General features: G+C 71.2%; 13 protein-coding genes. 3 read left to right on the top strand and 10 right to left on the bottom strand.

The window, feature by feature from the left end; all coding sequences use genetic code 11:
• Positions 1-220 precede the first annotated feature (220 nt).
• The 4 genes from garA to AC07FN_RS06725 all read right to left on the bottom strand — a co-directional run bounded on the left by garA (position 221) and on the right by AC07FN_RS06725 (position 2,537).
• Positions 221-688: a glycogen accumulation regulator GarA gene (gene garA, locus AC07FN_RS06740; protein WP_101376763.1), complete on the bottom strand. Its 468-nt coding sequence runs from the start codon at positions 686-688 to the stop codon at positions 221-223.
• Between the two features lie 133 nt (positions 689-821).
• Positions 822-1,205, bottom strand: a complete 384-nt coding sequence (gcvH, locus tag AC07FN_RS06735; protein ID WP_478394725.1) for a glycine cleavage system protein GcvH — start codon at positions 1,203-1,205, stop codon at positions 822-824.
• 191 nt (positions 1,206-1,396) lie between these two features.
• Complete coding sequence (clsA, locus tag AC07FN_RS06730; RefSeq protein WP_478394724.1) at positions 1,397-2,110, bottom strand: cardiolipin synthase ClsA; 714 nt, start codon at positions 2,108-2,110, stop codon at positions 1,397-1,399.
• Between the two features lie 169 nt (positions 2,111-2,279).
• Positions 2,280-2,537 carry a hypothetical protein gene (locus AC07FN_RS06725; protein WP_452614047.1) on the bottom strand — a complete coding sequence of 86 codons (258 nt, stop codon included), beginning with the start codon at positions 2,535-2,537 and terminating at the stop codon, positions 2,280-2,282.
• Between the two features lie 330 nt (positions 2,538-2,867).
• Between AC07FN_RS06725 and AC07FN_RS06720 the strand changes: the two genes are divergently transcribed.
• Positions 2,868-4,748 carry a propionyl-CoA synthetase gene (locus tag AC07FN_RS06720; protein ID WP_478394723.1) on the top strand — a complete coding sequence of 627 codons (1,881 nt, stop codon included), beginning with the start codon at positions 2,868-2,870 and terminating at the stop codon, positions 4,746-4,748.
• A gap of 10 nt (positions 4,749-4,758) precedes the next feature.
• Here the strand turns inward: AC07FN_RS06720 and AC07FN_RS06715 are convergent, their stop codons facing one another.
• Positions 4,759-5,664 carry a LysR family transcriptional regulator gene (locus AC07FN_RS06715; protein WP_478394722.1) on the bottom strand — a complete coding sequence of 302 codons (906 nt, stop codon included), beginning with the start codon at positions 5,662-5,664 and terminating at the stop codon, positions 4,759-4,761.
• A gap of 74 nt (positions 5,665-5,738) precedes the next feature.
• On the opposite strand from AC07FN_RS06715, the gene AC07FN_RS06710 reads away from it, so the two are divergent.
• The gene (locus tag AC07FN_RS06710) at positions 5,739-6,596 is read left to right on the top strand and encodes an EamA family transporter (protein ID WP_478394721.1); all 858 of its coding nucleotides are present in this window, start codon (positions 5,739-5,741) and stop codon (positions 6,594-6,596) included.
• Positions 6,597-6,700: 104 nt separating this feature from the next.
• Positions 6,701-8,278 carry a beta-N-acetylhexosaminidase gene (locus tag AC07FN_RS06705; protein ID WP_478394720.1) on the top strand — a complete coding sequence of 526 codons (1,578 nt, stop codon included), beginning with the start codon at positions 6,701-6,703 and terminating at the stop codon, positions 8,276-8,278.
• Between the two features lie 57 nt (positions 8,279-8,335).
• On the opposite strand, the gene AC07FN_RS06700 is transcribed toward AC07FN_RS06705, so the two are convergent.
• The 5 genes from AC07FN_RS06700 to AC07FN_RS06680 are packed head-to-tail and all read right to left on the bottom strand — an operon-like array spanning position 8,336 to position 13,028.
• Entirely contained in the window at positions 8,336-8,581 is a 246-nt protein-coding gene (locus AC07FN_RS06700) for a phosphopantetheine-binding protein (protein WP_235883503.1), read from the bottom strand.
• Positions 8,582-8,605: 24 nt separating this feature from the next.
• Positions 8,606-9,259 (bottom strand): isochorismatase family protein, encoded by a 654-nt coding sequence (locus AC07FN_RS06695; protein WP_478394719.1) that lies wholly within the window; start codon positions 9,257-9,259, stop codon positions 8,606-8,608.
• Between the two features lie 38 nt (positions 9,260-9,297).
• Positions 9,298-10,956 carry a (2,3-dihydroxybenzoyl)adenylate synthase gene (locus AC07FN_RS06690; RefSeq protein WP_478394718.1) on the bottom strand — a complete coding sequence of 553 codons (1,659 nt, stop codon included), beginning with the start codon at positions 10,954-10,956 and terminating at the stop codon, positions 9,298-9,300.
• 10 nt (positions 10,957-10,966) lie between these two features.
• Positions 10,967-12,211: an isochorismate synthase DhbC gene (dhbC, locus tag AC07FN_RS06685; RefSeq protein ID WP_478394717.1), complete on the bottom strand. Its 1,245-nt coding sequence runs from the start codon at positions 12,209-12,211 to the stop codon at positions 10,967-10,969.
• Positions 12,212-12,242: 31 nt separating this feature from the next.
• The gene (locus AC07FN_RS06680; protein WP_478394716.1) at positions 12,243-13,028 is read right to left on the bottom strand and encodes a 2,3-dihydro-2,3-dihydroxybenzoate dehydrogenase; all 786 of its coding nucleotides are present in this window, start codon (positions 13,026-13,028) and stop codon (positions 12,243-12,245) included.
• Positions 13,029-13,135 lie beyond the last annotated feature (107 nt).

Below are 13,135 nucleotides of genomic sequence, written 5' to 3'. Positions count from 1 at the left end.
GAGCTCTTCATCGAGCATTACCAGCACGATACACCGCCGACCCGTCCGCCGGACCGGTCGAAAGGCGGCCGCTACAACGTGGAAACCGGTTGCGACGGCGGGAAATTCCCCGCGCGGGAAGTCAGTCGATCTCGGCTGCGCACTACCTTCACGCGCCAGCGGGGCGACGCCGCTTCGGCGCCGCCCCGCTGGCGGATGGACTAGTCGGTCCAAGGGCCCCTCAGCGGGCGCCCGGGCCCCCATCGATCGGGCCGGTCAGGAACACCAGCCGGAACTTCCCGATCTGCACCTCATCGCCGTTGGCCAGCACCGAGGTGTCGACCGGCTCCCGGTTGACGTAGGTGCCGTTGAGGCTGCCGACGTCGACGACCACGAAGTCGTTGCCCTCGCGCCGGAACTCGGCGTGCCGGCGGGAAACCGTGACGTCATCGAGGAAGATGTCGCTGTCCGGGTGCCGTCCCGCGCTGGTGGTCTCCCGGTCCAGCAGGAATCGCGATCCCGCGTTGGGGCCGCGCTTGACCACCAGCAGGGCGGACCCTGCGGGCAGCGCATCGACCCCGGATGCGGCGGCGGGCTCCGGGGACGCACTCTCGGTGCTCTCCGGCTCCGAGAGGAAGGGCCTGAAGACCGAGGTGGTCTCCGGTGACTGCTCCGGCGGAACGTCGCCGTGGCCGGGGAATTGGCTCACCTGAGCTCTCCTCTACGCGGATAGATCGTGCCAAGTATGTGCCCAACGTACCGTGCAGGTACAGACACGGGACGCGGGACTCCCGACATCTTCCTCTCGGCCCCTGACAGACCGACGATCTTGCCTGGTCGGATCAGGATTCGGTCAGCTTCTGGTACGCCGCGGCGTCGAGCAGACCGTCCAGCTGCGCCGGGTCGGCGAGCTTGAGCTCGACCATCCAGCCGTCGTCCAGCGGAGCCGAATTGACCAACTCCGGCTCGTCCTCCAGCTGCTCGTTGCGGGCCACCACCTCGCCGGTGACCGGCGCGTAGATCTCCGAGACGCTCTTGGTCGACTCCACCTCGCCCATCGAATCGCCGGCGGTGACCTGCTGGCCGAGGTCCGGCAGCTGCACGAACACCACGTCGCCGAGCTGCTGCTGGGCGTAGTCGGTGATACCGATGCGCACCTTGTCGTCAGCCGTGCGCTGAATCCACTCGTGCTCTTCGGTGTACTTGATCTCGTCCGGGGCCGCCACGTGGTCCCGCCTCCCTGCTCCGCTGGTGCTGTGGATCACCGGTCACGGAGGTTCGCGTGATCGGCTCGGCGAGCGTATTCACCACGCGGCGCAGGCCGCAAGGCGACCCTCCAGCGCGCGACGCGAAAAGGCGCCGCCCGCCGATTCGGCTCGGCGAGCGGCGCCCTTCGCGCGGGACGTCCGGACGGCGCTCAGGCCGGTCTGGCGCGGGCCTGGCGGACCGCCGCCATCACCTGGCCGAGGTAGAGGATGCCGGCCCACAGGTAGAGCGCGCCGCCCCAGCAGGTGAAGGCGTAGGCGATCGGTCGGACCACTTCGGACAGCGGGAAGTCCTCCTGCACCAGCAGCAACAGCGGGAACGCGTACATCAGGCAGAACGTCGCGGCCTTGCCGAGGTAGTGCACCTCCGGCGGTTCGTAGCCGTGCCAGCGCAGCACCGGCAGGCAGAGCGTCAGCACCACGTCGCGGATGACCAGCGCGGCGGCGACCCACCAGGGCACCACGTCGCGCAGCACGAAGGCCACCAGGGTCGCGACTATGTAGAGGCGGTCGGCGGCCGGGTCGAGGAGCTCGCCGATGCGGCTGTACTGGTTGAGCCAGCGGGCGAGCTTGCCGTCGAGCCAGTCCGTGATGCCGCTGATCACCAGCACCAGCAGGGCGAGCAGGTCGGCCTTCGGGCCCAGCAGCAGCCAGAGGAACACCGCAACGCCGGCCAGCCGGATCACGCTGAGCAGGTTCGGAAGTGTCCACCATGGATCGGCCCACACGCCGGCGGCGGCCTCCCGTATCCGGGCCATGCCCGGATCGGGGCGCTCCGCCGCGGGGCCCTGCCCCGCCGGATCGGGATTCATCCCGCGATCCCCGCTCGTGGTGTCTTCCGTGGTGCGCTCAGCATCCTGCACCACGAGCCTCCCCTGAATGGTTGTGCGTCCTGCCCTCGCTTCGGACGCAACTTGTGCATCCCGACCAGATCAGGGTCTCACATTCCTCGCACAACACACTTGGCGGCCGGGCTCCCGCGAAGCCGGTCGATCGGGCTGCTCCACGGCGGGAGCCGTCGGCCACCGGGCGCGGTTACGCCCTGGTGCGGCTCCAGCCGCGGCGGCGGAGGTCCGCATCGGTGAGAAACCGGGCCCTGCCGCGGTCGTCGACGCCCGCCCAGCGGGCCCCGGTGGAGCCTTCGAGGACGTAGGAGTGGCCACCGCTCCACACCACGCTGCACGGCGCGGTGGGCAGTTCGGTGGCCGCGGGGCCGCAGCCGGGTTCGACCCGGGTGGCAGCGGCGGTCTGGGCGGCGGATGCCTGTGCGGACAAGGCCGGTTCCGTGCTCATCGTTGTAGCACCTCCGATTCGGTTGTCGGCGCGATGCGCCGTGGTGTTAGCCCGATCATCGACTTCGGCTTGATTGTGTTCGGACGAGCACGCTCTGTCGCGCCGATCTACCCGCCCAGCGCCAAACGGACACGTTGTGTCGCCGAGTTGCACCCGGGATTCCCGGCGGCGCTCAGCGCGGCCGAAGTCCGCGCGGCCGTTCGTCCGATCGGCCGTGTTTCGGCTGTGACAAAAGCGTTTCGCGCATCGCTACCGGCGACCCTGGCGTTACGCCGAGTTGTGCGGTAGGACGACAGGCGACATCGGGGCGGATGCAGGAGGAACGTGGTCATGGGTGCCTATGCCGAGGCCTACCGGCGGAGTTCGGCCGATCCGGAGGGCTTCTGGCTCGACGCGGCGGCGGCGATCGAGTGGGAGCGGGCACCGTCGCGGGCCCTGGACGCCACCGCGGACCCGTTCTTCCGGTGGTTCCCCGACGGCGAGCTCAACACCTGCTTCAACGCGCTGGACCGGCACGTCCGCGACGGGCGCGGCGACCAGCCGGCGCTGATCTGGGATTCGGCGATGACCGGCGAGGTGCGCCGCTGGACGTACCGGGAGCTGCTGGACCGGGTGGCGCTGTTCGCCGGGGCGTTGCGGGCGCAGGGCGCCGAGCCGGGCGACCGGGTCGTGATCTACATGCCGATGATCTCCGAGGCCGTCGTCGCGATGCTGGCCTGTGCGCGCATCGGCGCGGTGCATTCGGTGGTCTTCGGCGGCTTCGCGCCGAAGGAGCTGGCGGCGCGCATCGACGACGCCCGGCCGACGGTGATCGTCGCCGCGTCGTGCGGCCTGGAGCCGAACCGGATCGTCGAGTACAAGCCGATCGTCGACGAGGCGCTGCGGGCGACCGAGCACCAGCCGAAGCGGGTGATCGTGTTCCAGCGCGAGCAGGCCCGCGCGGAGCTCGGGCCGCGCGACGTGGACTGGCACGATGCGCTGGCGCAGGCCGAACCGGCCGACTGCGTGCCGGTGAAGGCCACCGATCCGCTGTACGTCCTCTACACCTCGGGCACCACCGGGCGGCCGAAGGGCGTGGTGCGCGACAACGGCGGGCACGCGGTCGCGCTGCGCTGGTCGATGGCCAACATCTACGACATCGGGCCGGGCGACGTCTTCTGGACCGCCTCGGACGTCGGCTGGGTGGTCGGCCACTCCTACATCGTCTACGCGCCGCTGCTGACCGGGGCGACCACCGTGGTCTACGAGGGCAAGCCGGTGGGCACGCCGGATGCGGGCGCGTTCTGGCGAGTCATCGCCGAGCACCGGGCCAAGGCGCTGTTCACCGCGCCGACCGCGTTCCGGGCGATCAAGCGGGTGGACCCGAACGCCGAGCTGCTGGCCGGCCACGACATCTCGAGCCTGCGGGCGCTGTTCCTGGCCGGCGAGCGGCTGGACCCGGAGACCTACCACTGGGCGTCGGAGAAGCTCGGGGTGCCGGTGATCGACCACTGGTGGCAGACCGAGACGGGCTGGCCGATCTGCGCGAACCTGCGCGGGCTGGAGCCGATGCCGGTCAAGCCGGGTTCGCCGACCGTGCCGGTGCCCGGCTACGACGTGGCGGTGCTGGACCAGGCCGGGAACCCGCTGCCGCCGGAGACCGACGGCGCGATCTGCCTGAAGCTGCCGCTGCCGCCGGGCACGCTGCCGACGCTGTGGGGCGACGACGAGCGGTTCCGCGAGTCGTACCTGTCGCGCTACCCCGGCTACTACCTCACCGGCGACAACGGCTACGTCGACGCCGACGGCTACGTGTTCGTGATGGGGCGCACCGACGATGTGATCAACGTCGCCGGGCACCGGCTGTCGACCGGCTCGATGGAGGCGGTGCTCGCGGCGCACCCGGCGGTCGCCGAGTGCGCGGTGATCGGCGTGCGCGATTCGCTGAAGGGCCAGGTGCCGCGCGGGTTCGTGGTGCTGAAGTCCGGTGTGGACATCTCCGAGGAGGCGCTGCGGGACGAGCTGGTCGCGGCGGTGCGGGCGCAGATCGGGCCGGTGGCGGCGTTCCGCGACGTGGCGGTGGTGGACGGCCTGCCCAAGACGCGTTCGGGGAAGATCCTGCGGAAGTCGATGCGCGAGATCGCCGACACCGGCGACACCAGGGTGCCCTCCACCATCGAGGACCCGGCGGTGCTGGACAAGCTGCGGCCCGCGCTGCGCGGCGAGGGGTAGGCGCGACGCCTCACCCGCTCTGCCGGTTCCGCGCGACCTCCTCCAGTGCTTGGAGGACGGCGGCGATCGCGGGTTGCGCGCGGCTGCCCCGGCGCACGCAGGTGAGGACGCTGCGCGACGGCACCGGCTTGTCCCGCAACGGGATTCGCACCACGTGGTGGTCCGGCGAGACGGTGGCGAGCCTGGGCAGCAGGCAGATGCCGAGCCCGTGCGACACCAGGGTCAGCACCGAGTTCCACTCCGCCGCCTCGTGCGCCACCCGCGGGGCGAAGCCGGCCGCCCCGCACGCGACCTCGATCAGCTGGAACTGGTCGTGGTGCGGCGCGATCCAGGTCTCGTGCGCGGTCTCGGCCAACCGCACGGAGTCTCGCTCGGCGAACCCGTGCGCCGCGGGCACGACCAGGTCCTGCGGGTCGTCGAGCAGCAGCCGCTGGTCGAACCGCGGATCGTCCAGCGGCGGGGTGCCCGGGACGGGCAGGATCGCGATGTCGGCCTGCTCGGCCAGCAGCAGCCGCAGGCTGTCGTCGATGTCGGTCTCCCGCAGCCGCACCTCCAGTCGCGGGTGGGAGTCGCGGAGCCGGGCGGCGGCGGGCGCCAGCAGCGAGCCGAAGCTGGTCGCGAAGCCGCCCACCCGGACCTGTCCGACCGCGCCGCCGGAATGCGCGGCCAGGTCGGCGCGGGCCTGCTCCCATTCGGCCGCGATCGCGTCGGCGTGCTCCAGGACGATGTGCGCGGCGGGCGTGAGCCGGACCCGTCTGCCTTCGGGCTGCAGCAGCTCGGCACCGATCTCGTGGGACAGCAGCCGGAGTTGTTGCGAGACGGCCGAGGGCGTCAGGTAGAGCGCCCGCGCGGTCGCGGTCACCGTGCCCTCCTCCCGGAGCACCCGGAGGACTTGGAGCCGGCGCAGGTCGATCATGTAGGTGATTCTTCACAATGCACGGTAGAAATGCGAGATGGACCTGAACGGGCGGTGAGCCCCAGGCTTCAGCCGTGAAGACTTCGACCCCGCCGCAGCGCTCCGCTACCGGCGCATCTCCGTTCCTGTTCGTGCTGGGGGCTGTGGTCAGCGTTCAGTTCGGGCAGGCCTTCGGGAAGCAGCTGTTCTCCGCCGCAGGGCCGCTCGGCGTCGCGGCGTTGCGGCTGTCGCTGGCGGCCGTGGTGCTGCTGGTCCTGTGGCGCCCGCGGATCCCGCCGGGTTGGCGTTCGCGGGGGCTGATCATCGCGTTCGGCGCGGCGATCGCGGCGATGAACGTCGTCTACCTCGCGCTGGCACATCTCCCGGTGGGAGTTGCCAGCACGCTTCAGCTGCTCGGTCCGCTCTCGGTAGCGCTCCTGGGCTCCCGGCGGCCGCGCGACGTGCTGTGGGCCGCGCTGGCGGCGGTGGGTGTTTTCCTGTTCTGCGGCCCGATCGGCGCTCCGCTACCGGCCATCGGCGTCGCTCTCGCCCTGGTGTCGGCGGCCGGCATGGGTTGCTACCTCCTGCTGAGCCATCGCGCCGGCGGGCTCAGCAGCGACGGCTCGCCGCTGGCGCTGGCCGTCGCGTGGGCCGCCGTCATCGCGCTGCCGTTCGGCATCGCCGAGTCCGGGACGGCCTTGCTCTCCCCTGCCGTTCTGCTGGCCGGGCTGGGGATCGCCGTGCTGTCGGCGGTCGTGCCCTATTCGCTGGAAATGGCCGCGCTGCGCCGGATTCCGCCCAGGGTCGTCGGCGTGCTGCAGAGCCTGGAGCCAGCGGCCGGCGCCGCGGCGGGCCTGCTGCTGCTGGCCGAGCTGCTGACTCCGTCCCAGGTAGTCGCGCTCGGTTGCGTCACCGCGGCGTCCATCGGTGCGGTGCTCACCCGGGCTCGTTGAGGCGGGCGACCGTTCGACATGCCCGATACGCCCAGTTGGAGGCTGCCGCTTCCAAATATGGTCTATACCTTTATGGGGCCGTCCCCGATCATGGAGCGAGGCACATGACCAGACCGCCCCTACCGACGGTGCGCAACGCAGCGCTCGCCGTCGTGGCGGGTGCGCTGCTCACCGGTGGGCTCGTAGCGCCCGCCGGCGGCGCACCGGCCGAGGAGAACACCGCGATGGAGAACATCATCCCCGCACCCGAGTCGGTGCGGCCCGCCCCCGGCACCACCTACGAACTCACCGAGCAGACCTCGATCGAGGCCGCCGGCGACGCCACCGAGGTCGGCGAGTACCTGGCCGGGATCCTGCGCCCCGCCACCGGATTCCCGGTCCCGGTCAACGAGGGCTCCGGCGGGATCTCGCTGGCGCTGGACGGATCCCCCGAGCTCGGCCCGGCCGGGTACCGCCTGCAGGTGGCCGACGACGGCATCGGCCTCCACGCGAGCAGCCCCGAAGGCCTGTTCAACGGCGTGCAGACGCTCCGGCAGCTGCTGCCCGCCGCGATCGAGAGCCCGACCGAGCAGTCCGGGCCGTGGACCGTGCCCGGCGGCGAGATCGTCGACAAGCCGAGGTTCGACCACCGGGCCACGATGCTCGACGTCGCCCGGCACTTCTTCACCGTGGAGCAGGTCAAGCTCTACATCGACCAGGTCGCCCGCTACAAGATCAACTGGCTGCACCTGCACCTGACCGACGACCAGGGCTGGCGGATCCAGATCAACAGCTGGCCGCGGCTGACCGAGCACGGCGGCAGCACCGAGGTCGGCGGCGGCCCGGGCGGCTACTACACGCAGGAGGACTACGCGGAGATCGTCGAGTACGCGGCGTCCCGGCACATCACCGTCGTGCCCGAGATCGACATGCCCGGGCACACCAATGCCGCGCTGGCCTCCTACGCCGAGCTCAACTGCGACGGCGTCGCGCCGCCGCTGTACACCGGCATCGAGGTGGGCTTCAGCTCGCTCTGCGTGGACAAGGACATCACCTACCGGTTCGTCGAGGACGTCATCCGCGAGCTCGCGGCGATCACCCCCGGCCCGTACCTGCACATCGGCGGCGACGAGGCGCACTCGACCACCGACGAGGACTACAAGCAGTTCTTCGAGCGGGTGATCCCGCTGCCCGCCAAGTACGGCAAGACCGCGCTGGGCTGGCACGAGTACGGCAAGGGCGCGCCCGAGGGCGACGCGGTGCTGCAGTACTGGGGCACCACCGACACCGATCCCCTGCTCGACGAGGCGGTCGCCCGCGGCAACAAGATCCTGGCGTCGCCGGCGAACCTGTCCTACCTGGACCACAAGTACGACGAGAACACCGAGCTGGGCCTGCACTGGGCCGGCTACATCGAGGTCGCAGACGCCTACGGCTGGGATCCGGGCAGCTACCTCAAGGGCGTGCCCGAGGAGTCCATCCTCGGCGTGGAGGCCCCGCTGTGGTCGGAGACCCTGGAGAACTCCGATCACATCGAGTTCATGGCCTTCCCACGACTGCCGGCCATCGCCGAACTCGGCTGGTCGCCCGCGTCCACCCATGACTGGGAGTCCTTCCGCCAGCGCCTGGCCACCCACGGCCCGCGCATGACGGCGTCCGGCATCGACTACTACCGCTCCCCCCAGGTCCCCTGGCAGGACTGAAAGGCGGCGACGTCCACCCGGGGATGGGCGCGATTTCGCACCCGTCCCCGGGATGCGTCACTCGCCTGCCGGGAGCTTGGGTTCCAGGACCGCCCACCACTCCGCCAGGGTCGGTCGTTCGGCGAGGTCGGCGAAGGTGATCTGGACGCCGAGGCGGCGCCAGTTCTCCACCAGCGTCATGATCCGCACCGAGTCCAGGCCCCAGTCGATGAGGTTCTCCTCGTCGGTGAGCTCCGCCGGGTCCTCGTACAGCAGCTCGGCGACCTGCGCCCGCACGTCTGCCAGCGTCAACTTCTGCGACATTCCCACGTTCTCCCCGAAAACTCGTCAGGCCACTTCGGACTCGTGCAGCACCAGCGATCGCGCCAGCTCTCGCGAAGTGTCCACCACCGCGCAGCGCTTGGCGGCGTAGTCCAGCGCCATCCGGTGCTCCGCCAGCGAGAAGTCCGCGACCGCGTCGGCGGCCAGGAACGCCTGGACGTCCTGCTGGAAGGCCTCGGCCGCCGTCATCAGGCAGCCGATGTGCGCGTAGATGCCGGTGATGATCAGCTGGTCGCGGTTCCAGTCCCGCAGCAGCTCGCGGAGCTCGGTGCGCTGGAACGCGCTGTAGCGCCACTTGGTCAGCTGCACGTCGCCGGCGCCGGGCGCCAGCTCGTCGATGATCGCCTCCTGCGTCGGATCGGCGACACCCGGGCCCCACCACTCCAGCTGCAGCCCGCGCTGTTCCGGCGTCTGGCCGCCGGGCTGCGCGCAGTACACCACCGGCACGCCGGCCGCGCGGGCTCGCTCGCGCAGCATGCGGATGTTCGGCACCACCTGGTTCAGCGGTTCGCTGTTTCGCGGATAGGCGTTGACGAAGTGCCGTTCCATGTCGTGGATCAGCAGCACCGCGCGATCCGGTTCGGGACGCCAGGCCACCCGGTTCTCGGGCAGCTCGTCCTGCTGCGGCACGCGGTACGGTGCGATGGCCGGAAGTGCCACCGGTCCTCCCTGTCTGTCGTGGTTTGCGGGCGCTCGGCTCACGTCCGGTTCCGCAGCTCCGGGACCAGCTCGCGGGAGATCGTCTCCCGCAGGTCGCGCTTGCTGACCTTGCCGACCCCGGTCTGCGGGAACTGCTCGACGAACTCGACCCGGTCCGGCACCTTGTACGCGGCCAGGCCGCGTTCGCGCACGAACTTGATCAGCTCCCGCGCCTTCGGCGGGGTGCCGCGCGGCACGACGAACGCGCAGCTGCGCTCGCCGAGGTAGTCGTCGGGCATCGACACCACCGCGGCGTCGTGCACCGCCGGGTGCGCCAGCAGGTGGTTCTCCACCTCCTCGGCGGCGATCTTCTCGCCGCCGCGGTTGATCTGGTCCTTCGCGCGGCCTTCGACGACGACGTTGCCCGCCGGCGTGAGCCGGACGACGTCGCCGGTGCGGTAGAAGCCGTCCGCGGTGAACGCCCGGGCGTTGTGCTCCTCGGCCCGGTAGTAGCCGCGGATGGTGTAAGGCCCCCGGGTGAGCAGGTGCCCGGTTTCGCCCGGTGCCACCGGGTTGTCCTCGTCGTCGACGACGAGCACCTCGTCGTCCGGCGAGATCGGGCGGCCCTGCGTGCCGAGGACGACGTCTTCGGGGTCGTCGAGGCGGGTGTAGTTGACCAGGCCCTCGGCCATGCCGAACACCTGCTGCAGGGTGGCGCCGAGCACCGGCCGCACCCGCCGCGCGACTTCTTCGCTGCACTTGGCGCCGCCCACCTGCAGCACTTCCAGGCTGGACAGGTCGTGCTCGGTGTTCGCGGCGGCGTCCAGCCACACCAGCGCCAGCGGCGGCACGGCCGCGAGGAGCGTGACGCGCTCGCGCTCGATCAGCGGGAACACCTCGTCCGGGCTTGGCCGCCGGGCCAGCACGACGGTGCCGCCGGCGTGCAGCACCCCGAAGGTGCCGGGCGAGCTCATCGGGAAGTTGTGCGCGATCGGCAGCGCCCCGAGGTAGACCGTGCCGGCGGTGACGCCGCAGATCTCGTTGCTGGCGCGGAAGGAGTAGATGTAGTCGTCGTGGGTGCGCGGGATCAGCTTCGGCACGCCGGTGCTGCCGCCGGAGAGCTGCAGGAAGGCGATGTCGCCGGGTTCCGGGCCCGCGAGCTCCGCGGGTTCGTCGTCCACATCGGACAGCGCGCGAAAGCCGTTGCGGGGACACTCCGCACCCCGAGCTCCGGGCTCACCCGCGATCAGCACCTGCAGGCCGGGGACCTTCGCGACGACCTCGGCCGCCAGCTCCCGGTGGTCGAACCCGGCCTCGACGTCGACGGTGATGTAGGCGGTGGCCTCGCTGAACTCGCAGAAGTAGGAGATCTCGGTCAGCCGGTGCGAGGGCAGCGCGAACACCGGGATCGCGCCGAGCCGGAACAGCGCGAAGCACACGTCGAAGAACTCGGCGATGTTCGGCAGCTGCACCACGACCCGGTCACCCGCGCCGACGCCGAGCTCGCGGAGCCCGGCCGCGAGCCGGTCGGCGCGGACGTCGAGGTCCCGGTAGGAGACGCGGCGGTCGCCGTCGACGACGGCGGTGCGGTCGGGGTGTTCGGCGGCGCGTTCGCGCAGCAGCTGCCCGAAGGTGTAGCCGCGCCAGTAGCCCGCGGCCCGGTAGCGCTGCGCGAACTCCGCCGGCCAGGTGGGGCAGCCGGGTAGCGATGCGGTCATGTTCTCCCCCTCAGACGGCCTGGTCCAGGCCCATCGCGGACAGTGCGGTGCGGAACTTCGCGGACGTCTCGGCGAGTTCGTCGGCCGGGTCGGAACCCGCGACGATGCCCGCGCCCGCGTACAACCGCATCGAATCGTCCTCGATGTCGGCGCAGCGGATGGCGACCACCCATTCGCCGTCGCCGGCTGCGTCGCACCAGCCGACCATGCCCGCGTAGTAGCCGCGCTCGAACGGTTCGGTCTCGGCGATGACGTCGCGGGCGCGCTGCAACGGGGTGCCGCAGACCGCGGGCGTGGGGTGCAGCGCGTCGGCCAGTTCCAGCGAGGAGGTGGCCGGGTCGCGGAGCTCGCCGGTGATCTCGGTGGCCAGGTGCCACATGGCGGCGGTGCTGATCACCGACGGCGCGGAGACCTGCAGGTCGCGGCAGAACGGGCGCAGCGCTTGCACGACCGCGTCGACGACGGCGGCATGCTCGCGGTGATCCTTGTCCGAAGTGGACAGTTCGGCGGCACGGCGCCGGTCCTCGACCGGGTCAGTGCTGCGCGGCCGCGAACCGGCCATCGGGTTCGACCGGACCCGCATGCCGCGGCGGGAGACAAGCAGTTCCGGGCTGGCGCCGAGGAAGGTGCGCCGCAGCGGCGGCGGCGCGCCGAAGCTGTCGCGGGTGCCGTCCTCGCCCTGCCGCGGCAGATCCACCGCGAAGGTGTAGCTGGCCGGGTCCGCGAGCGCGAGGTTGCGCAGCACGCCGCGGACGTCGATCGGCTCGGCGGCGGCCAGCTCCAGGGAGCGCGCGAGGACGACCTTGCTCAGCTCGCCGTCTTCCAGCCGCCGCAGCACCCGGCTGACGCCGCGCTCGTACTCGGCGGGCGCGGGCACCGGGCGGACGGAGCAGTCCGGCGCGCCGTTGCGCGACGGCTGCGGCACCACGACGTTCAACGGCGCGGCCCGGACCACGTCGTCGGGCAGCACCAGGTGCGCGGGCAGGCTCTCGCCGAACGGCACCGCACCCACCACCATCGGGTTGCGGCGGCCGAATTCCGTTGCGCTGTTGAGGAAGTCGGTCACCCGCCGGGGCAGTTCCTCGCGCGCGCACTGGGTCTTGGGGACGATCGCGGACACGCCGCGGGCTAAGAGCACGCCGTGCGGCGCGGAGAAGAGGAACGACGAGCCTGCCTCGTACGCCGCCAGCAATCGGGTCGCCTCGTCGTCCGCGACGAGGCCGATGCTGTCGGTTTCGCTGTCCATCGTGGTCATGGCAACCTTTCCGGGTGTGCGGCAGGCGTGGTCAGGCGCGCAGTGTCGCGCCGCCGTCGACGTACAGGTCGTGCATCGTGATGTGCCCGGCCTGGTCGGAGGCCAGGAAGACGACTGCGTCGGCGATGTCTTGCGGGGTGGCGAGCTTGCGCAGCGGGATGCCCGCCTTGAACGTCTCCGGGGAGCCGGCGATGACGCGCTCGGCGCCGCGCTCGTCGGCCCACATCCCGCGCTGCATCTCGGTGTCGGTGGAGCCGGGCGCGACGACGTTGCACCGGATGCCGTGCTCGGCGAGTTCCAGCCCGAGCGACTTGGTGAACAGCGTCGCCGCGGCCTTGGAGGCGGCGTAGGCGGACATCCCGTGCCGGGGCACGCCTGCGGCGTTCGAGCTGACCGTGACGATGGCGCCGCGCCGCCGGCCGACCATGTGCCTGGACACCGCGCGGGACAGGTTGAACACCCCAGTGGTGTTGACCGCGAAGGTGCGGTGCCAGTCCTCGTCGGTGAGCTCTTGCACGGTGCCGACCTGCAGGACGCCCGCGACGTTGGCGAGGACGTCGACGGGGCCGTGCGTGCGTTCGACCCGGTCCACGACATCGTTGACGGCGGCGGCGTCCGCGACGTCGGCGCGGTAGGCGTGGACCGCGTGGCCTCGTCCGGTCAGCTCGGCGGCCACGGCTTCGGCCTGCTCGCCGTTTCGGTCCACCGCCGCGACCGTGGCGCCGAGCTCGGCGAGCGCGGTGGTCACCGCCGCCCCGATGCCCTGGCCCGCGCCTGTCACGATGGCGACCTTGCCGCCGATCCCCGTCCGGTTCATCGCGCCCTTCTGCAAACTCAGGCAAGCCTAACCTTTGTCAGGCGAGCCTGAGTTTAGAACACGGACGTGTCCGGATCTTCCCTCCATCGAGGTGGCATTGATCACCG

Source organism: Saccharopolyspora sp. NPDC045941, assembly GCF_056431445.1.
Note: the sequence above shows the minus strand (reverse complement) of the source record. Positions and strands in the feature narration are given on the sequence as shown.

Excerpts from the sequence above, each read along its gene's own strand:
- AC07FN_RS06720 (WP_478394723.1), top strand. The coding sequence starts at position 2,868 with ATGGGTGCCTATGCCGAGGCCTACCGGCGGAGTTCGGCCGATCCGGAG.
- AC07FN_RS06715 (WP_478394722.1), bottom strand. The coding sequence starts at position 5,664 with ATGATCGACCTGCGCCGGCTCCAAGTCCTCCGGGTGCTCCGGGAGGAG.
- dhbC (WP_478394717.1), bottom strand. The coding sequence starts at position 12,211 with ATGACCACGATGGACAGCGAAACCGACAGCATCGGCCTCGTCGCGGAC.
- AC07FN_RS06680 (WP_478394716.1), bottom strand. The coding sequence starts at position 13,028 with ATGAACCGGACGGGGATCGGCGGCAAGGTCGCCATCGTGACAGGCGCG.
- AC07FN_RS06690 (WP_478394718.1), bottom strand. The coding sequence starts at position 10,956 with ATGACCGCATCGCTACCCGGCTGCCCCACCTGGCCGGCGGAGTTCGCG.
- AC07FN_RS06725 (WP_452614047.1), bottom strand. The coding sequence starts at position 2,537 with ATGAGCACGGAACCGGCCTTGTCCGCACAGGCATCCGCCGCCCAGACC.
- AC07FN_RS06700 (WP_235883503.1), bottom strand. The coding sequence starts at position 8,581 with ATGTCGCAGAAGTTGACGCTGGCAGACGTGCGGGCGCAGGTCGCCGAG.
- AC07FN_RS06705 (WP_478394720.1), top strand. The coding sequence starts at position 6,701 with ATGACCAGACCGCCCCTACCGACGGTGCGCAACGCAGCGCTCGCCGTC.